Source organism: Pelagibacterium halotolerans B2 (assembly GCF_000230555.1).
In the GTDB taxonomy this organism is placed as follows: Bacteria; Pseudomonadota; Alphaproteobacteria; order Rhizobiales; family Devosiaceae; genus Pelagibacterium; species Pelagibacterium halotolerans.
On the sequence record NC_016078.1, the window covers coordinates 3,904,471 to 3,923,640 of the forward strand.

General features: G+C 62.6%; 18 protein-coding genes. 9 read left to right on the forward strand and 9 right to left on the reverse strand.

The window, feature by feature from the left end:
- Positions 1–4: 4 nt before the first annotated feature.
- The 5 genes from KKY_RS19090 to KKY_RS19110 form a co-directional block, all read right to left on the reverse strand.
- Positions 5–1,060 (reverse strand): Gfo/Idh/MocA family protein, encoded by a 1,056-nt coding sequence (locus KKY_RS19090; RefSeq protein ID WP_014133035.1) that lies wholly within the window; start codon positions 1,058–1,060, stop codon positions 5–7.
- The gene (locus tag KKY_RS19095) at positions 1,057–1,896 is read right to left on the reverse strand and encodes a carbohydrate ABC transporter permease (protein WP_014133036.1); all 840 of its coding nucleotides are present in this window, start codon (positions 1,894–1,896) and stop codon (positions 1,057–1,059) included. Before KKY_RS19095 ends, KKY_RS19090 begins: the two co-directional genes overlap by 4 nt.
- Entirely contained in the window at positions 1,896–2,831 is a 936-nt protein-coding gene (locus tag KKY_RS19100; RefSeq protein ID WP_014133037.1) for a carbohydrate ABC transporter permease, read from the reverse strand. The genes KKY_RS19095 and KKY_RS19100 overlap by 1 nt, the downstream gene beginning before the upstream one ends.
- A 185-nt stretch (positions 2,832–3,016) precedes the next feature.
- Complete coding sequence (locus KKY_RS19105; protein ID WP_014133038.1) at positions 3,017–4,288, reverse strand: ABC transporter substrate-binding protein; 1,272 nt, start codon at positions 4,286–4,288, stop codon at positions 3,017–3,019.
- Positions 4,289–4,356: 68 nt separating this feature from the next.
- Entirely contained in the window at positions 4,357–5,259 is a 903-nt protein-coding gene (locus tag KKY_RS19110) for an N-acetylmuramic acid 6-phosphate etherase (protein WP_014133039.1), read from the reverse strand.
- Positions 5,260–5,552: 293 nt separating this feature from the next.
- Between KKY_RS19110 and KKY_RS19115 the strand changes: the two genes are divergently transcribed.
- The 3 genes from KKY_RS19115 to nagA all read left to right on the forward strand — a co-directional run bounded on the left by KKY_RS19115 (position 5,553) and on the right by nagA (position 8,582).
- Complete coding sequence (locus KKY_RS19115) at positions 5,553–6,311, forward strand: GntR family transcriptional regulator (RefSeq protein ID WP_014133040.1); 759 nt, start codon at positions 5,553–5,555, stop codon at positions 6,309–6,311.
- 97 nt (positions 6,312–6,408) lie between these two features.
- Complete coding sequence (locus tag KKY_RS19120; RefSeq protein WP_014133041.1) at positions 6,409–7,434, forward strand: SIS domain-containing protein; 1,026 nt, start codon at positions 6,409–6,411, stop codon at positions 7,432–7,434.
- On the forward strand, positions 7,431–8,582 hold the full coding sequence (gene nagA, locus KKY_RS19125) for an N-acetylglucosamine-6-phosphate deacetylase (RefSeq protein ID WP_014133042.1): 1,152 nt from the start codon (positions 7,431–7,433) through the stop codon (positions 8,580–8,582). The genes KKY_RS19120 and nagA overlap by 4 nt, the downstream gene beginning before the upstream one ends.
- A gap of 177 nt (positions 8,583–8,759) precedes the next feature.
- Here the strand turns inward: nagA and KKY_RS19130 are convergent, their stop codons facing one another.
- Positions 8,760–9,197: an RrF2 family transcriptional regulator gene (locus KKY_RS19130; protein ID WP_041528917.1), complete on the reverse strand. Its 438-nt coding sequence runs from the start codon at positions 9,195–9,197 to the stop codon at positions 8,760–8,762.
- Between the two features lie 127 nt (positions 9,198–9,324).
- Between KKY_RS19130 and KKY_RS19135 the strand changes: the two genes are divergently transcribed.
- The 5 genes from KKY_RS19135 (at position 9,325) to KKY_RS19155 (ending at position 15,602) form a co-directional block, all read left to right on the forward strand.
- Positions 9,325–9,672 carry a VOC family protein gene (locus KKY_RS19135; RefSeq protein ID WP_014133044.1) on the forward strand — a complete coding sequence of 116 codons (348 nt, stop codon included), beginning with the start codon at positions 9,325–9,327 and terminating at the stop codon, positions 9,670–9,672.
- Between the two features lie 568 nt (positions 9,673–10,240).
- Positions 10,241–11,818, forward strand: coding sequence for an ABC transporter substrate-binding protein (locus tag KKY_RS19140; RefSeq protein ID WP_014133045.1), 1,578 nt, complete (start codon positions 10,241–10,243; stop codon positions 11,816–11,818).
- A gap of 203 nt (positions 11,819–12,021) precedes the next feature.
- Complete coding sequence (locus KKY_RS19145) at positions 12,022–13,002, forward strand: ABC transporter permease (protein ID WP_014133046.1); 981 nt, start codon at positions 12,022–12,024, stop codon at positions 13,000–13,002.
- A 3-nt stretch (positions 13,003–13,005) separates the two neighbouring features.
- Entirely contained in the window at positions 13,006–13,944 is a 939-nt protein-coding gene (locus tag KKY_RS19150; protein ID WP_014133047.1) for an ABC transporter permease, read from the forward strand.
- Positions 13,944–15,602, forward strand: coding sequence for an ABC transporter ATP-binding protein (locus tag KKY_RS19155; RefSeq protein ID WP_014133048.1), 1,659 nt, complete (start codon positions 13,944–13,946; stop codon positions 15,600–15,602). The genes KKY_RS19150 and KKY_RS19155 overlap by 1 nt, the downstream gene beginning before the upstream one ends.
- 319 nt (positions 15,603–15,921) lie before the next feature.
- On the opposite strand, the gene KKY_RS19160 is transcribed toward KKY_RS19155, so the two are convergent.
- From KKY_RS19160 to KKY_RS19170, 3 genes are read right to left on the reverse strand one after another with little or no spacing between them, the layout of a single operon-like run.
- Positions 15,922–16,320: a Fur family transcriptional regulator gene (locus tag KKY_RS19160; RefSeq protein WP_014133049.1), complete on the reverse strand. Its 399-nt coding sequence runs from the start codon at positions 16,318–16,320 to the stop codon at positions 15,922–15,924.
- Positions 16,321–16,323: 3 nt separating this feature from the next.
- Positions 16,324–17,124, reverse strand: coding sequence for an iron chelate uptake ABC transporter family permease subunit (locus tag KKY_RS19165; RefSeq protein WP_014133050.1), 801 nt, complete (start codon positions 17,122–17,124; stop codon positions 16,324–16,326).
- Positions 17,117–17,947, reverse strand: a complete 831-nt coding sequence (locus KKY_RS19170; protein WP_014133051.1) for an ATP-binding cassette domain-containing protein — start codon at positions 17,945–17,947, stop codon at positions 17,117–17,119. The genes KKY_RS19165 and KKY_RS19170 overlap by 8 nt, the downstream gene beginning before the upstream one ends.
- Before the next feature lie 98 nt (positions 17,948–18,045).
- Here KKY_RS19170 and znuA point away from each other — a divergent pair, with 98 nt between their 5' ends.
- Positions 18,046–19,032, forward strand: a complete 987-nt coding sequence (znuA, locus tag KKY_RS19175) for a zinc ABC transporter substrate-binding protein ZnuA (protein WP_014133052.1) — start codon at positions 18,046–18,048, stop codon at positions 19,030–19,032.
- The last annotated feature ends 138 nt before the right edge of the window (positions 19,033–19,170 follow it).

The following is a 19,170-nucleotide window of genomic DNA, read 5'->3' on the forward strand; positions in this document are numbered from 1 at the left end:
CGTTTCACAAATCCACCGGCTTGCCGGTCTTAATCGATTCATCGGCGGCCAGGCAGATGCGCAGCGATTGGATCGCATCGCTCATGTGCCGGCTCAGATCGACATCCTCGACAATAGCCCGATAGACATAATCCTGTTCCCGCGCGCACAGCGCGTCATGCCCCGGCTCGCCCTCCATCGACAACATCTCGTCCTCATGGACGAATTCCCCATCGCCGCCCAGATCGGCGCGATGAATGCGGATGCGGTCGGTCTTGGTGTGGGTCTCGTGATCTGACGATTTCGCGCCCTCGTCCATAACGATCGACACCGAGCCTTTCGGGGTCATGATGTCCTTGACGAAAAACGCGGTTTCCGAAATCATCGGCCCCCAGGCGGCTTCATACCAGCCCACCGACCCGTCATCGAACATCACCTGCAAATGCCCGTAATTATACATCTCGGGCGCAATCTCGTCGGTCAGCCGCACCCCCATGCCGCGCACCTGCACCGGCTTGGCGTCGGTGATCTGGCACATCACATCCACATAATGCACCCCGCAATCAACGATCGGAGATGTCGTTTCCATCAGCGTCTTGTGCGTGCGCCAGAACCGGCCCGCCGATTGCTGGTTGAGATTCATGCGAAACACATACGGCCCGCCCAGCGCCCGCGCCTCGGCAATCAGCCGCACCCATGAAGGGTGGTGGCGCAGGATGTAGCCGACGACGAGTTTTTTGTTCAGCCGCTTGGCGGTTTCGACCACACGCTCGGCATCGGCCACCGTGGTGGCCAGCGGCTTTTCGATAAACACATGCGCGCCCGCCTCCATGGCGGCGACGGCGTAATCGGCATGGGTGTCCGAATAGGTGTTGATCGAGGCCAGGTCCGGCTTGGTCGCAGAGAGGGCCTCGGAATAGTCGGTCCAGTGCGGATAGGATTCCAGTCCGTCGGGGACGCTGTCTTTCGAGCGCGTCACCACCCCGACAATCTCGTATCCGGGATGGTTGTGATAGGCCATGGCATGCGCCCGGCCCATATTGCCCAGCCCGGCAACGAGCACGCGAATGGGTTGGCTCATTTGACGGCTCCCGAAGTGATGCCGCGGATCAATTGCCGCGAGAAGATGAGATAGAGAACCAGAACCGGGATGATGGCGAGGGTGAGCGCCGCCAGCACCGCGTTCCAGTTGGTCACGAACTGCCCGATGAACACCTGCGCCCCCAGCGTCACTGTCTTTGTCGCCTCGGCCGGCGCCAGGATCAGCGGAAACCACAGATCGTTCCAGATCGGGATCATCGTGAACACCGCCACCGTCGCCATGGCCGGGCGCACCAGCGGCAGCACCAGCGTGAAAAAGATCCGGTATTCCGATAGCCCGTCCACCCGCCCGGCGTTCTTGAGATCGGCGGAAACCGTGCGCATGAATTCCGAAAGAATGAAGATCGCCAGCGGCAGCCCCTGCGCCGTGTAAACAAGGATCAGCGCCGTATGGGTGTTGACCAGCCCGGTCGCCACCATGATCTGCAGGATCGCGACAGTCCCCAGCCTTATGGGGATCATGATCCCCAGCGCCAGATAGAGCGCCATCAGCGGATTGCCCTTGAAGCGATATTCCGAGAGCGCAAACGCCGCCATGGCGCCAAACAGCAACACGCAGAACAGCGACGCCACCGTCACGATCAGCGAATTCTGGAAATAGAGCAGGAAATCGCCCTGGTTGGTCACCGTTTCGAACCCGATCAGCGAAAAGCTTTCCGGGCCGGGCAGGGCCAGCGGATCGGAAAAGATCGCCCGCCGGTCCTTGAAGGCGTTGATGACCACGACAAACACAGGAAACAGCGCGATCAGCGTATATCCGATCAAAACCGCATGGGCGGCAAAAGCGCGGGGCAGGGAGGCTCGGGCCGTATTCATCAGAACTGATACCTCCGCAGCCGCGTCTGGATACCGAACAGATAGATCGAAACTCCAACGAGAATGATCAGGAACATCATCGTCGCAATCGCCGAACCCATATTGGGGTCGCCCTGCTGGAGCTGGAACCCGAAGAAGGTGCGATAGAGCAGCGTGCCCAGAATGTCGGTCGATCCGTTCGGCCCCGCCTGCGCCCCCTGGCTGACATAGATCAGATCGAAGGCGTTGAAATTGCCAACGAAGGTCAGGATCGAAATGATGCCGATGGTCGGCAGGATCAGCGGAAGCTGGATCTTGAAGAACTGCTTGGCCCCCGTCACCCCGTCGATTTCTGCCGCCTCGATCACCTCGTCGGGGATCGAGAGCAGCGCCGCATAAATCAGCATCATGGGAATGCCCACGAACTGCCAGACCGAAACCAGCGCCAGCGTGGTCAGCGCCGCGCCTTCCTGGCCCAGCCATGGCGAAAACAGGCTCCGCAGCCCGATGGCATCGAGCATGTTGGGCGCGATGCCCCACAGCGGCGACAGGATCAGCTTCCACACGAACCCCACGATCACGAAGGACAGGATCGTGGGGATAAAGATCGCCGTGCGATAAAAACCCCGCAGCCGCAGATTGGGATTGGACAGGATCGCCGCCAGCAACACCCCGATGGGGTTCTGCACGATCATGTGGATGACAAAGAACCAGAAATTGTTGGCCAGCGCGTTCCAGAAGCTTTGCGCCCACCGCGGATCGAAAAACAGCGTTATGAAATTGCCCAGCCCCACAAAGGCGCGCTCGCCATCCACAGTGTTGAACAGCGACTGGAACAGCGTCGAAAACAGCGGGATGATCATGATGGCGGTATAGACAAGCACCGCCGGCGCCAGAAAAACGACGATATGCCAGCGCCGCGCCGGTTTGTGCTCTGTGGGAGCGGAAGCCGCCATGATGGTTGTTCCCTTGCAAGGTCGGGCAGCGTTGCTGCCCGAAACAGGCACTGAGTTTGTGGCGCCCCTTCACCCCAGCCCTCTCCCCAAGGGGAGAGGGAGCGGTCGCGCCCGGGGTCCGGCTTAACCCTCGCCCCTTGGGGGAGAGGGTGGCCGGCAGGCCGGTGAGGGGGCGCCGAAGGCGTTTACTCGTCGAACATGCCCGGCGTGTACCAGCTTTCGAGCCCGGACTGGATCGCAGCCGCCGCCTCTTCCGGCGTCTCGGTGCCGGCCAGAACGTTGGACGCATGCAGCCAGTTGTCGTTTTCCAGGTTCGGCGTGCCGCGCGACAGGATCGCGTAGGTCGGGCGGATCGTCGATTCACAGGTCTCGCGCCAGGAAACGAACTCGTTGGCAAGTTCGTTCTCGATGGTCACAGGATCGCTCGACAGCCCGAAGAACCCGGGAAGCGCATTGGCATAAAGGCTGGCAAATTCGGCCGAGGCCACCCAGTTGAGGAAGGCGCGCGCCTCCTCGGGGTGTTCGGTCGCAGCGTTCATCCCGATCCCGATATCGTTGTGATCGGAAATATAGCAGGTGTCGCCTTCAGCCGGCACCGGGGGCGGGAAGGCGCCCAGCTCGAAATCGGCCTGTTCTTCAAACAGCGCGATTTCCCACGAACCGGCCGGGAAGATCGCCGCACGGCCAAGCGTGAAGAGGTTCTGGCTGTCGGGATAGGTCTGGGCCAGATAGCCGTCGCCGGCATATTCGCCCCAGCGGGCCAGAACGCGCAGCGGCTCGGTCCATTCCTCGTCGGTGAATTTGGCCTCGCCCGAAATCAGCGCCAGGCGCCCTTCTTCACCCGCCCAATAGGCTGGGCCGATATTGTGATAGCCCATCGAGGCCGATTCCCACTGATCCACAGCGCCGATGGCCAGCGGAATATAGGTCCCGTCTTCCTTGATGGCGTCGAGAACCGCGAAGAATTCCTCCTCGGTCGTGGGTTCTTCCAGCCCCAGTTCGGCAAACGCATCGGCATTGTAGATAAAGCCGTGGATCACCGAAGCCATGGGCACGCAGAACGGGGTCGAGCCATCGTCCGTGTTCCAGGCCGATTTGGCGACGTCCGAAAAGTTCGAAATGCCTTCCAGATCGTCGAGCGGGGCCAGATAGCCCGCTTCGAACAGCGCCAGCGAGGCATCGAACGGCCGGCAGGTAATCAGATCGCCCGCCGAGCCCGCATCGAGCTTGGCGTTGAGCGCCGCATTGTATTCGGTCGGCGCCGTGGGGGCGAAATTGAGCGTGATGCCCGGATTGGCTTCCTCGAAGGCCGGGATCAGCGTGTTCTGCCAGATGGTCAGATCGTCATTGCGCCAGCTTTCGATGGTCAGCGTCACGTCCTGGGCCAGCAACGGCGTTGCGGTCAGGGCGAGGGCTAAACCGGCGCTTGTGCATAGCAGTCTCGATTTCGAGATCATGATGGTTCCTCTCTTGTTGAACCCGTCCGGAAAGCCTCCGGGCGGGCGTTCCCTCGTCGGGCAAGGCTTTATGGGCGGCCCAAAAGGGCCAGTGCCTTGCGTACGACACCGCCCGATTGCGCAAGCACTTGCTGCGCCTCGGACAGATCTTTTGCGCCCGCCGCCAGAAGGATAGCGGGCTTGACTTCGTTGTGAGCCGTTTGCATGGCCTTTGCCGCCACATCGGGTCCAACCCCCGCGATGCGCGCCACGATGCCGGTGGCTCGGAGCACCAACTTGTCATTGTCGGCTGTGACATTGACCATGAAATTGTCGTGCACATGCCCCATTCGCACCCCGATCAGGGTGGAGAGCATGTTGAGCGCCGCTTTCTGCGCGGTGCCCGCCGCCATCCGCGTGGAGCCCGAAATCACTTCCGCGCCGCTTGCCAGAAGGATCGAAACATCGGCATCGGCCAGCAGCGGCGCGCCGCCATTTCCCGCAATGCCCACGGTTTTCGCACCGGCCCGCTTTGCCGCCCGCAACGCGGCGACCGTATAGCGCGTCGTCCCGCTCGCCGAAATGCAGATCGCGCAATCCTTGGGCCCGATATCGAGCGCGCCGACATCGGCCCCGCCCTGCGCCGCATCGTCTTCGGGCCCGCCAAGCAATTCCTGCGTCATCGCCAGCCCGCCCGCCATGACGATCACGATGCGGTCGCGCGCAATGCCATAGGTCTGGGGAATTTCCAGCGCATCGGTTAGCGCGATCAGCCCGGGGCTACCCGCGCCCACATAGATCAGCCGCCCGCCCGCCTTGAGCGCTTGGACACCCAGTTCGGCGGCTTTGGCAATGTCCGGAATGGCCGCGGTAACGGCATTGAGGCCGCGTTTCTGGCCGTCGAGCAGGGCGGAAAGAATGGCGGCATCGTCCCAGCCGTCCAGCCCGGCATAGAGGGGATCGGCATGTTCGGTGGGCACGAGCGCACTCATGACCGCCCTCGCGCGCCGGTTCCGATCAGCATGTCGCCCCTTCGTGGCATGCACAATCCTCCTGTTGCCTCGATAATGCCAAAAAAGTACCACTTGTCCAGTGGGGTATTACGAAATTGTCTTGAACGGCCATCCGAGCTCTCGCCAACCTCCCCTGTATCGGGGCGTTTCGTCACTTTTTACAAAATTTCCGATCTGCCAGCTTGGCCAATGGTCTATTATTGGTATTATATCCGCAAAAAGGGGTGCCGGCGTCGGGCCGGACGAGGGAGCCGGCCCATGAGTGCCAGTCAATGAGTGCCACCATCGAGGATATTTTCAGAAAGACCGCAGGCGCCCCCAGCGGCGGTCCGCTCTATATGCGCCTGCGCCGTTCCATAGAGGATGCGGTCAAATCGGGCCTCATCAATCCCGGCGATGCGCTGCCCTCCGAGCGCGACATCGCCGCCACCGCCGAGATTTCCCGTGTCACCGTGCGCAAGGCCGTCCAGCACCTCGTGGCCGATGGCATCCTGATCCAGCGCCATGGATCGGGCACCTTCGTCGCGCCCACCGTCCAGCGCGTCGAACAATCGCTCTCCAGCCTCACCTCGTTCACCGAGGACATGGCGCGGCGCGGCATGACGCTCAGTTCCCAATGGCTCGATCGGGGCCTTTACGATCCCTCCAACGAGGAAACCGTCATTCTGGGCCTTGGCGCCGGCGAAAAGGTCGCCCGCATCGCCCGCCTGCGCGTTGCCGATGGCAACCCCCTGGCCATCGAGCGCGCCTCGCTCGCCGCCTCTGTGCTGCCCGATCCCGACGCCGTCGAAAATTCGCTCTACGCCAAGCTCGACCAGACGGGCAACCGCCCGGTGCGCGCCATCCAGCGCATAGCCGCGGTCAATCTGGGCAAAAACGATGCCGAATTGCTCGATGTCGCCCCCGGCGCCGCCAGCCTGCGCATCGAGCGCACCTCCTATCTCGCTTCGGGCAGGATCGTTGAATTCACCCGCTCCATCTATCGCGGCGACGCCTATGATTTCGTCGCCGAACTGCGCCTTCAAACGTGAGCGCGGTCAGAAAAAGTTGCAGACTTTTTCGGTTCGACCGCGCGACCAAACAAGAAGCACCGTGCGACAAAACAGGAAGTTAGGATTTATTGCCGGCATGACCCAGACCCATATGAAGCGCGAAATCGCCGAGATCCCCGCCGCCGTTTCCCGCCTGCTCGGCGAGGGCCGCCCGGCGCTCGATGCGGCCGCCAAGGCGCTGGCCGGTGCCGATCCGCGCCTCGTCATAACCATCGCCCGCGGCTCGTCCGATCATGCGGCGAGCTATTTCAAATATGCTTGCGAGCTTGCCACCGGCACCCCCGTCGCCTCGGTCGGCCCCTCCATCGCCTCGATCTATGGCGTCGATCTCAAGCTCGACCGCGCCGCCGCCATCGGCATTTCCCAGTCCGGCAAAAGCCCCGACATCGTCGCCATGCTGCAAAGCGCCTCGCGCTCGGGCGCAACCGCCATCGCCATCACCAACACCCCGGCCTCCCCATTGGCCGAGGCGGCTCATCACGTCATCGACATTTGCGCCGGAACCGAGCAATCGGTGGCCGCCACCAAGACCTTCGTGACCTCCGCGGTCGCCGGTCTGGCTCTCGTTGCCGGCTGGACGGGCGACAGGGCCCTGCTCGGTGCCCTCGACGCCCTTCCCGAAGCGCTCGAAAATGCGCTTTCCTGCGACTGGTCGCCCCTTGTCGAAGCCACGGCCAATGCCAATTCGCTTTACGTGCTCGGCCGCGGCCCGGGCGCCGCCATCGCCCACGAAGCGGCGCTCAAATTCAAGGAAACCTCGGGCCTGCATGCCGAGGCCTATTCCACCGCCGAAGTGCTGCACGGCCCCGCCGCCATCGTCCAGAAAGGGTTCCCCGTCCTTGCGCTCAGCGCGGCGGACAAGGCCCGTTCCTCGATCCTTGAAACCTGCGCCCTTCTGGCCGGGCAGGGTGGTTCGGTTTTCGTCACCGATTCCCAACCCGGCGCCGGTATTGCGCTTCCCGTTGCCCGCACCGGCCATCCGCTGACCGATCCAATCGCGCTGGTCGTCTCGTTTTACGGCTTCATCGAAGCGCTGGCCCGCCATCGCGGCTTTAACCCCGACGAGCCCCCGCATCTGCGCAAGGTAACCTCGACCCTATGACAATGTTTTCGCTCTCGGCACCGAAAATCTTTGATGGCCAGTCCTGGCACGAAGGTCGCGTCGTCCTGGTCGAGGACGACCGCGTCAAAGCCATTCTTCACCCCGCCGACGTCCCGGACGGCACCGCCGAAATCGATCTTGGCCACGGCATGCTGGTGCCCGGCTTCATCGATCTGCAGGTCAACGGCGCCGGCGGCGTCCTGTTCAATGAGGACCGCAGCGTGGGTGGCCTGCAAGAACTCTGCGCCGCCAATTTCCAGTTCGGCACCACGGCCCTGCTGCCCACCCTCGTCACCGATACGCGCGAGGTCACGCGCCAGGCCCTTGATGCCGGCATGGCCGCCAGCGCGCAAAAAGTGCCAGGCTTTATCGGCCTTCATATCGAAGGGCCGCACCTCTCGGTCGCCCGCAAGGGCGCCCATAATCCCGATTATGTCCGCCCCATGGACGAAGCGGATTTGCTCGCGCTCCTGAAAGCCCGGCAGGCCATGCCCGCGCTTCTGACCACTGTTGCGGTGGAATCGGTTGGCCCCGACCAGATCGCCCGGCTGGCTCAGGCAGGCGTCACCGTTTCGCTCGGCCATTCCGATACCGGCATTGCCGGCGCGGTGCTGGCCTTTGAAGCGGGTGCAACCATGGTCACCCACCTGTTCAACGCCATGAGCCAGCTTGGCAACCGCGAACCGGGCCTTGTTGGCGCCGCGCTCGCCAATGGCGTCTGGGCCGGCCTCATCGCCGATGGCATCCATGTCGATCCGGCAACCATCGGCATCGCGCTGCGCGCCAAGAGAGGACCGGGAAAGGTCTTTCTCGTCACCGATGCCATGTCCCCCATGGGCACCGACATGACCGGCTTTACCCTCAATGGCCGCGACATCGTCCGCGCCGATGGTGCGCTGCGGCTGGCCGATGGCACCCTGGCCGGAGCCGATCTCACCATGATCGACGCCGTCGCCTATATGCACAGGACCATCGGGCTCGATCTGGCCGAGGTCCTGCGCATGGCCTCGCTTTACCCCGCCCGGGCCATCGGGCTCGCCGAAACGATCGGGCATCTGGGCTCGGGCGCCGCGGCGTCCATGGTGCACCTGTCTGATGATTTGGGTGTTGAGGGCGTCTGGGTCGAAGGCGACAAGGTTTTTGGCTGAAGCCGTTAAGGTCTGACCCCATCCGTTCGCTGACCCCCAGCCCTTCGCTTCCCCGGCGAAAGCCGGGGCCGAGCAGCGCTGCCCTAAGCGCCGGCGCCCGAGGCAAAGCACATAGACCCCGGCTTTGGCCGGGGAAGCGCTGGAAGCAAAATCGATGCTGTGTAAACTCAGCGCGCCCTAGCTCGCCTTTTCCAGCAGGTCCACTTCCCCGATGGCGTCGGCCAAAGTCGTGCGGTCGAGCACGGCGCGCGTTGCGTCGGTCACCTTGGAAAACACGTGCCGGATTTCGCAATCGTCCTCGCTGCGGCAGTCGATGCACCGCCGATAGGCGATTTTCGAGAGGCAGGGCAGGGGCGCGATCGGCCCATCGATGATGCGCAGCACCTCCCCGAAGCTCACTTCGCCCGGGGCTTTAAGCAACAGATATCCGCCCGCCTTGCCGCGCTTGGACATCACGATGCCGCTGCGCTTGAGTTCGAGCAGGATCTGTTCGAGAAATTTTTTCGGAATGTCCTGCCCGGCGGCGATTTCCGAGATCATCAGGCTTTCGCCTTCGCCGGCGCGCGTCAGCGCCACAAGGGCGCGCAGGGCGTAGCGGGCTTTTTGCGAAATCATCGACACGAGAGGCAGGCGCTCCTCATAAAAGGCGGTTATGTCATAATTGGCCTTGGCCCGCGGCGCAACCTCTTGACCTTTGTCACAACTCGTATGCCAATATCGCCAGAGCGCGGGGAGGCTGGAAATGGCGCAGGCGACGGGTATAGGCGGGGTGTTCTTTCGTTCGCGCGACCCCGAGGCGCTGGCCAGATGGTATGAAACCCATCTCGGCGTCCCCGGCTTCTGGGAGCAGGAGACCGGCATGACGGTCTTTGCCCCCTTCAAGCGCGAAACCGACTATTTCCCTGCCGACAGGCAGTGGATGATAAATTTCCGCGTCGACGATCTTTCGGCCCTCATGGCCGACCTCGGACAGGCCGGAATTGAGATCGAAACCCGCGCCGAGTGGGACACCCCCGAAACCGGCCGCTTCGCCCGCATTCACGACCCCGAAGGCAATCCCATCGAATTGTGGGAACCACCCGCAGGCTGACACAGCGCGGCGGCCTACCCGGCAATTCGTTCTGATTTCCCCTTGGGCGGCACTCAGCCCGTTGCCGTGATTCAGGCGTGTTCGCCGCCGCTTTCATGGGGGAGAAAGCTGTGCAGCAATCGCGCACAAAAATTTTTTTGCCAATATTTTCAGCAAATCGTACCCTCAAGTACGCCGGAGCAGCCCGGAATTTGGCAGTTTTTTGACCGGATAGTCAAAAAAGGACAGCATATCTGACGTAAACGTCCGCCACATACCCATTGCGCGATCAAACAAAAGACGCTTTGTTGCGGCTTCGGCGCGCAACGCCCCGGGTGCAAAACCCTTACGCGTTGCTGGCCCCAAGTCGCAGGGAGGGATCGTCATGCAAAAAAAGATAATCCCTGCACATCGATCAACAGAAAGAGCTTAATCGTCTGACCGTGCCGTTTCGACATATTCGACCCCAAAGTCAGTATCTCGTTCCGGCCCAACAGGCGGGGGCGTTTTCTGGATGATGGCTTCCGCCATCGGCGTCCGGCAAAGGGCGCCGATGGCGGGTAATTTTTGTCAAGGGGATTAACTCGATATGCGAAACACGCTCTCCGGCATTGCGGTGGCACTTTTTGCCTCCACCATGCTTGTTGGCGCGGCCAGCGCCGAAACGCTGCGCTGGGCCCGTCAGTCCGATGCTCTCACGCTCGATCCGCACTCCCAGAACCAGGGCGTGACCCACACCTTCAACCACCACATCTACGAGACCCTTCTCGACCGCGATGTGGAGGGCAATCTTCAGGCGCGCCTGGCGACCGATTGGTACGTCAAGGAAGGCGACGAAACCGTCTGGGTCTTCGAGCTCCGTGAAGGCGTGACCTTCCACGGTGGCGAAGAGTTCACCGCCGAGGACGTGGTGTTCTCCATCGAGCGCGCCAAGTCCGAAAATTCCAACATGCGTCAGCTTCACGCCGACGTGGAAAGCGTGGCTGCCGTCGACGACTACACTGTCGAATTCCAGATGGCCGGCCCGTCCCCGCTCTATCCCAACAACATCACCAACACCTTCATCATGGACAAGGGCTGGTCGGAAGAAAACGACCTTACCGAAGTCCAGGATTTTGCTGCCGGTGAGGAAAACTTCGCCGTCCGCAACACCAACGGCACCGGCCCCTATGTCCTCGCCGAACGCGACCCCGACGTCCGCTCGGTGTTGACGGTGAACGAAGATTGGTGGGGCGATGCTCCTGCCGTCACCGAGATCGTCTACACCCCGATCGCCGACAACGCGACCCGCGTCGCTGCCCTGCTTTCGGGTGAAGTCGATCTGGTGCAGGACGTTCCCGTCCAGGATATCGAGCGCCTCGCGGGCACCGACGGCATCAAGGTCGAGACCGGCCCTGAAAACCGCACGATCTATTTCGGCTACGCCATGGATGACGAGCCGCTCATCAGCTCCAACATCACCGACGAAAACCCCTTCGCCAACCCGCTGGTGCGCGAAGCCATGTCGCTGGTCATCGACCGCGAGGCCATTCGTCAGGTCGTGATGCGCGGCCAGTCGCTGCCCACTTGCGTCAACATGCCTCCGTTCGTGAACGGCTGGACCGAAGAGCTCGACGCCTGCCCGGCGGTCGATGTCGAACGCGCAACCGAGCTGATGGCTGAAGCCGGCTATCCCGATGGCTTCTCGGTCACCCTCGACACCCCCAATGACCGCTACGTCAACGACGAAGCGATCGCTCAGGCTGTCGTGGGCATGCTCGGCCAGATCGGCATCGATGTGACCCTGGCCTCGCGCCCGGTCGCCCAGCACTCTCCGCTCATCCTCAACAACGAGACGGATTTCTATCTCCTGGGCTGGGGCGTTCCCACCTTCGATTCCGCTTACAACTTCAACGATCTGGTTCACACCAAGGACGATGAATACGGCACCTACAACATCGGTCTCTATTCCAACCCGGAAGTCGATGAAATGATCGAATCGCTGGGCACCATGACCGATCTCGATGCCCGTAACGCGGTGATCGCCGACATCTGGGCCCAGGTTCAGGAAGATCGCGTCTTCATCCCGGTCCACAATCAGGTGCTGGCCTACGCCATGCGCGGTGACATGACCCTCGCCGTGCATCCGGAAAACCAGCCCTCCATGACAGGGGTCGTCTTCGAGTAAGACGGTTGTTCTGACAGGGCGCCGCGCCACGACTTTAGGTTTAAAGTGGTGGCGCGGCGTTTCGTATTCCTCGCCCCATCCGGCCGCCCCGCCCGGCCGCGATTGTAGTCGGCGAATTTTCCGATAAAGTCCAAGACGCACACGCCGACAGATACGGGATGCTCCCGGTCCGCCGCGCAAAAGCGTTCACGGAGACCACGTCAATGCTGGCCTTCATTTTCAAACGGCTCGGGCAATCGATATTGGTGATGCTCGCCGTCGCCCTGATTGCATTCATCATGTTCCGCTATGTGGGCGATCCCGTCGCCTCCATGGTGTCCCAGGAAGCCTCGATCGCCGATCAGGAGCTCCTGCGCGAGCGCCTTGGCTTGAACGATCCGTTCTACGAGCAGTTCTTCCGCTTCATCGTCAACGCTGTGCAAGGCAATTTCGGAATCTCGTACCGCCTGCAAACACCGGTTGCCGAACTCGTCATGTCGCGCCTGCCCGCCACAATCGAGCTGGCGCTCACCTCGGCCACCATCGCCCTGGTCTTCGGCATTCTGGCCGGCGTCTTTACCGCGCTCAACCGCAAGAATCCGGCAGCCGCCGCCATCATGGCGTTTTCGCTGATCGGGGTGTCGCTGCCCACCTTCCTGATCGGCATCGGGCTCATCTACATTTTTGCCGTCGAGCTGCAATGGCTGCCCAGTTTCGGGCGCGGCCAGGTCATCGATTTCGGCTGGTGGACCACCGGCTTTTTCACCGAAACCGGCCTGCGCTCGATCATTTTGCCCGCCATCACCCTCTCGCTGTTCCAGATGACGCTCATCATGCGCCTGGTGCGCGCGGAAATGCTCGAGGTGCTGCGCCAGGATTATATAAAGTTCGCCCGCGCCCGCGGCCTTTCCAAGCGCGCCATCAACTTCTCGCACGCTTTGAAAAACACGATGGTCCCCGTCATCACCATCGCCGGGTTGCAACTGGGCTCGATCATCACCGGGGCCCTGATCACCGAAACCGTGTTCCAGTGGCCCGGCATCGGATCGCTGTTTTTATCCTCGGTCGCCGTGGTCGACGTGCCGGTCATGGCCGCCTATCTGATCTTTGTCGGCTTCGTGTTCGTCGTCGTCAATCTCATCGTCGACATACTCTATTACGTCGTGGACCCGCGCCTGCGGGTCGGCGCGGCAAAGGGGCATTGAGCCATGAACGACATCACCCCCACAGCCCCCAAAAGCCGTTTTGCCCGCATCGTCGATTCCGACATTTTCTATTCCTACCGCACCTCGCCGGTGGCCATCGTCTCCTCGATCGTTGCGACGGTGCTGATCCTCGCTGCGATTTTCGCGCCCTTTATCGCGCCCTATGACCCTTTCAACCCGCGCACCCTCAACCTCATGAACGGGTTTACCCCGCCCATGAGCGAGAGTTTCTCGGGCAGCTTCTTCATGCTCGGGTCGGACCATCAGGGGCGCGACGTGTTCTCGGCCATTCTCTATGGCTCGCGCGTTTCGCTCATGGTGGGCCTGTCGGCCATCCTTTTCGCCATGGTGCTCGGCGTCACTTTGGGCCTGATCGCCGGCTATCGCGGCGGGCTGACCGATACCATCATCATGCGCGTCGCCGACGTGCAGCTTTCCTTCCCCTCCATCCTGATCGCGCTTTTGATCTTCGGCATCGCCCGCGGCATCATTCCGCCCAACCAGCGCGAATCCATGGCGATTTTCGTCCTGATCTTTTCCATCGGACTGTCGGACTGGGCCCAGTTCGCCCGCACCGTGCGCGGCACCACAATGGTCGAGCGGCAAAAGGATTATGTTTCCGCCGCCCGCATCATCGGGGTCAAGCCGGTGTTCATCCTCATCCGCCACATCCTGCCCAACGTCCTCGGCCCGGTGCTGGTCATCGGCACCATTGGCCTGGCCCTCGCCATCATCGCCGAAGCCACGCTCTCGTTCCTGGGCGTCGGCGTTCCGCCCACCCAGCCCTCGCTGGGCACGCTGATCCGCATCGGCCAGCAATTCCTGTTCTCGGGCGAGTGGTGGATCCTGTTTTTCCCTGCCATCACGCTTGTGCTCCTGGCCCTGTCGGTCAACCTTCTTGGTGACTGGCTGCGTGACGCCCTGAACCCGAGGCTGCGCTGATGAGCCAACCTGTTCTTTCCGTCAAAGACCTTTCCGTCGTCTTCCATCTGCGGCGCGGCGATTTCACCGCCGTCAATTCCATCTCGTTCGACATCATGCCCGGCGAAGTGCTCGGCGTGGTGGGGGAATCGGGCGCCGGCAAATCCATGACCGGCACCGCCATCATGGGTCTGATCGATCCGCCGGGTGAAATTTCCGCCACATCGATTACCCTCAGCGGTGATCGCATCGACGGGCTCGACGAGGAAAGCCTGCGCAAGATCCGCGGCCGCCGCATCGGCATGGTCATGCAGGACCCGCTGACCTCATTGAACCCGCTCTTTACCGTAGGCGAGCAGCTTATCGAAACCATCCGCCGCCATCTCCCGCTCAATCAGGACGAGGCCCGCACCCGCGCCATCGCGCTTCTGGCCGATGCCGGCATCCCCGATCCGCAAAGCCGCATCGATTCCTATCCGCACCAGTTCTCGGGCGGCATGCGCCAGCGCGTGGTGATCTCGCTTGCCCTGGCCGCCGAGCCCGAACTGGTCATCGCCGACGAACCCACTTCGGCGCTCGACGTTTCGGTCCAGGCCCAGATCATCAAGGTCTTAAAACGCCTCTGCGCCGAACGCGGCGTGGCGGTGATGCTCATTACCCACGATATGGGGGTGATCGCCGAAGCGGCCGATCGGATGATCGTCATGAACAAGGGCGAAATCGTCGAAACCGGCCCTGTGGGCGATATCATCCATCGGCCCAAAGAGCCCTATACGATCAAACTGATCGAAGCCATTCCCTCGATCAAGGCCCAGAACCCGCGCTACGCCGCCGCCGTTGCGCGCGGAGACGTGGTGCAGATGCAGGCCAAAGAACCGCCTCTGGTGGTCGTGGACGAACTGACCAAACAGTTCGACCTTTCCGGCTCCTTCCTCGCTCGCGTCACCGGCCGCAACCGCAAGATCGTCAAGGCGGTCAATGGCGTGTCCTTTGCCATCGAGCGCGGCAAGACCTATGGGCTGGTCGGAGAATCGGGATCGGGTAAATCCACATGCGCCCGCATGATGGTGGGGCTGCTGCCGCCCACCGCCGGCACCGTCACCCTTGAAGGCACCGACATCTGGTCGAAGGGAGCCGCCGCAAAGCGCCGCTCGAAAATCCAGATGATCTTCCAGGATCCCTATGCCAGCCTCAATCCGCGCTGGCGGGTGGGCGATATCATCGCCGAGCCCATGCGGGCGCTGGGGATTGCGCGCAAGCCCGGCGAAATCGCCGAACGCGTTGCAGACCTGCTCGAGCGCGTCCGGCTCGACCCGGTTTCCATGCGCAAATATCCCCATGAGTTCTCGGGCGGCCAGCGCCAGCGCATCGCGATTGCCCGCGCGCTCTCCAGCCAGCCCGAATTCATCATCTGCGACGAGCCCACCTCCGCCCTCGACGTCTCGGTCCAGGCTCAGGTGCTCGAGTTGATGAGCCGGCTGCAGGAGGAGTTCGGGCTGACCTATCTGCTCATCAGCCATAACCTCGCCGTCGTGCGCCAGATGGCCGATGCGGTCGGCGTGCTCCACAACGGCAACCTCGTCGAATCCGGCCCGGTCGAAGACATTTTCTCAGCCCCCAGGGCCGACTACACCCGCATGCTGCTCAACGCGGTCCCGGACATCTCCAAGGTCGCCTGACATCCGGCGTTCCGGCCGTAGCGCCTGCCGCGCCACCCTCTCTCATCCTCCCCCGTCGAGGGGGAGGTGTTGCATTGGGGATTTGGAACCGCTTGCACGCCGTCTTGGCAGTCCCTTCCCGTAATGGTGAGGGTCGGTGCGATTGGCACCAACGCCGCACCATCCCTGGAAGCACCCTATGCTGCGCTAATTATGGGCACGCCTGGACGAGCCCTTGGCGAGGACCCCGGCGAACGTTTTCGCCGCCCCGAGGGGCAGCATTTTTCACAGTGCGGTTTTAGCGCGTCATGAAAAATGCGGTGCGCCCCGTGAGGCAAAACTAAGCCGCAGCGCAAACCCTGCACTCCCCGCGTATTTCCATCGTCGTGCGCTTGACCACAAACCCCTCCCGGTCCGCCCATCCGGTCAGCCTTTCGCGCACCACGTCGTCGGAAAACTCGCTCACCTGCCCGCATTTCTCGCAGATCGCAAAGGCGATCAGTCCGGAATCATGGCAGTGCGGCTGCGCGCAGGCAACGAAGGCGTTCATCGATTCCAGCCGGTGCGCTAGTCCCATGTCGAGCAGCTTGTCGAGCGCCCGATAGACCTGCAGCGGCGCCCGCAACCCGTCATCGCGCAACTGGTCGAGGATCGCGTAGGCGCTCATGGGCGCATGGGCCTTTCCCAGCCGGTCGAGCACCAGCGACTGGTTGCGGGTGAGATCGGAATGCGCACTCATGTCTCAGGCGGCTCCCTTGTTGCCCAGCGGAACGATCGAGGTGACGGCAAAAACGCAAAGCGCCGCCACCACGATCGAGGGTCCCGATGGCGTATCGAAATGTAGCGATGCCCACAAGCCCGCAAGAACGGCGGCGATCCCGCCCAGCCCGGCATAGATCGCCATCTGCTCGGGCGTATTGGCCAGCCGCCGCGCGGCGGTGGCGGGAATGATAAGCATTGCGGTAATCAGCAATACCCCCAGAATCTTCATCGATATGGCGATCAGCCCGGCCAGCAGCACCATGAAGATCAGCCGCGTTCGCTCGGGGTTCAGCCCTTCGGCCTGCGCGATATCCTCGGACACCGTCCCCGCCAGCATCGGCCGCCACAACCACGCCAGAACCCCCAGCACCACGATCCCCCCGCCATAGATGACGGCCAGATCGCCCACCGAAACCGCAAGAATGTCGCCGAACAGCAACCCCATCAGATCGATCCGCACATTGGGCATCAGCGACACCAGCACCAGCCCCAGCGCCAGCGCCGAATGGCTCAAAAGCCCCAAGAGCGAATCGGCGGACAGCGTGCCCCGGCGCTGCAAAAACGCCAGGATCAGTGCCACCGTCACCGCGATGGCAAACACCCCCACAACCGGCGAAAACGAAAAGAACAGCGCCAGCGCCACCCCCAGAATGGCCGAATGAGCCATCGTGTCGCCGAAATAGGCCATGCGCCGCCAGACGATGAAGCTCCCCAGCGGCCCCGTCACCGCCGCCAGCCCCACCCCGGCGACCAGCGCGCGGGTGAAAAAACTCTCAAGCATCCTTACGCACCTCATGCTCGCAATGGGGCCCATGCGCGTGATGGTCGAAATGGAGCTGCCCCTTGGCGTCGCGCACCGTCCCGTCCGGCAGATGGGAATGATCGTGCTCATGGCGATAGATCGCCAGCGTTTCCGCCGCGCGCGGCCCGAACAGTGCCGCATATTCCCCGCTCGCCGCCACGCTGTCGGGCGTGCCCTGGCAGCACACATGCCCATTGAGGCAGATCACCGTATCGGTGCGCGCCATCACCACATGCAGATCGTGCGAAATCAAAATCACCCCGCACCCGGTCTCGTCGCGAATCCGCCCGATCAGGTCGTAAAGCGCCACCTCGCCGGAAAAATCGACCCCCTGCACGGGTTCGTCGAGCACCAACAGGTCGGGCCGCCCGATCACCGCGCGGGCGATCAGCGCGCGCTGAAATTCCCCGCCCGAAAGCGAATGCACCTGCGCCCGTGCCAGATGGGAAATCCCCACCATCTCCAGCGTTGCCGCGATCTCGGCCTTTGTCCGCCGCCCCGTCAGCGCCATCAACCGGTCCACGGTCATCGGCAGCGAGCGGTCCATGGCGATCTTTTGCGGCACATAGCCGATGGCAAGGTCTTTCGCGCGCCAGACGCTCCCTTCATCGGGCTTGATGATGCCCAGAGCGGTCTTGACCGTGGTCGATTTGCCCGATCCGTTCGGCCCGATCAGCGTCACGATTTCCCCGCGCGCGATGGCCATATCCACCCCGCGCACCAGCCAGCGGCCGTCGCGTTTCACCCCGACGCCTTCAACCCTGACGATGTCGTCGCGCTCGGGTGCGCTGAAATTTTTCATGCCCTATCCTGCCAGATGTGCATTGACTCAAGTCGCAATGTTATAGCATTACATTGCTGTGTAATGTCATAACATAATCGTCCGGAGCCGTCCCGACAATGCCCAATAAAGCCGTTGCCCTTCTCGCGCCCGCCGCCGTCGCGCTGTTTGCCGCCGCCCCCGCGCTCGCCGCGCCCAATGTGGTTGCCACCATAAAGCCGCTGCATTCGCTGGTCGCCGGGGTCATGGATGGCGTAGGCGCGCCCGAGCTGCTCATCGAAGGCGCGGCAAGCCCGCACGGCTTTTCCCTGCGCCCCTCCGATGCCGGCAAGCTCGAAAGCGCCGATCTGGTCTTCTGGATCGGCGAGGACCTCGAAACCTTCCTCGACGGCCCTCTCGATACGCTTGCCGCTGACGCGACGAAAATAGAGATGATGGATGTCGAGGGCATGAATATCCTCGAGTTGCGCGAAGGGGGCCTCTTCGAAGCCCACAGCCATGGCGATGAGGACCATGAAGCGCACGACGAACACGCCCATGAGGACGATCACGACGATCATGACGATCACGCGGAAGACCACGATCACGAACACGGCGATGCCCATATCTGGCTCGATCCGGACAATGCTCGCCTCATGGTCGCCGCCATCGCCGACGCGCTGATAGCCGCCGACCCGGAAAACGCCGAGACCTACAACGCCAACGGCCAGGCCCTCGTCGCCCGCCTCGATGCGCTGCAGGCCGAAATCGATGCCCGTCTCGCCCCCGCGCGCGGCAAATCCTTCTTTGTCTTCCACGACGCCTATCACGGCTTCGAGCAGAGCTTCGATATCGAGGCGACCGGCTCGTTCACGGTCAATCCCGAGATCGCGCCGGGGGCAGGGCGGCTGACCGAAATCCGCGCCGTCGTCGAACAGGAAGGCGCCGCCTGCCTTTTCGCCGAACCCCAGTTTTCCCCCCAGGTCATCGAAACCATCGCCGAAGGCACCGGCGCCCGCATCGGCACCCTTGACCCTCTGGGCGCCGACATCGCCGATGGCCCCGAACTCTATTTCACGCTGATGAACACCATGGCCGACAATCTTCTCGATTGCCTCGTTGACTGAGCCGGTTTGCCTGCCGGACCCGGTTGCCGGGCAAAGGGGCGGGGTGCCTTCAGGCACCCGCCCCACCCCGAAATAGCCCCCTTGAGCGGCGCTTCAGCAATGCTGGCACGCTGGCCCTGCCACCTTCGTCGTCCTCGG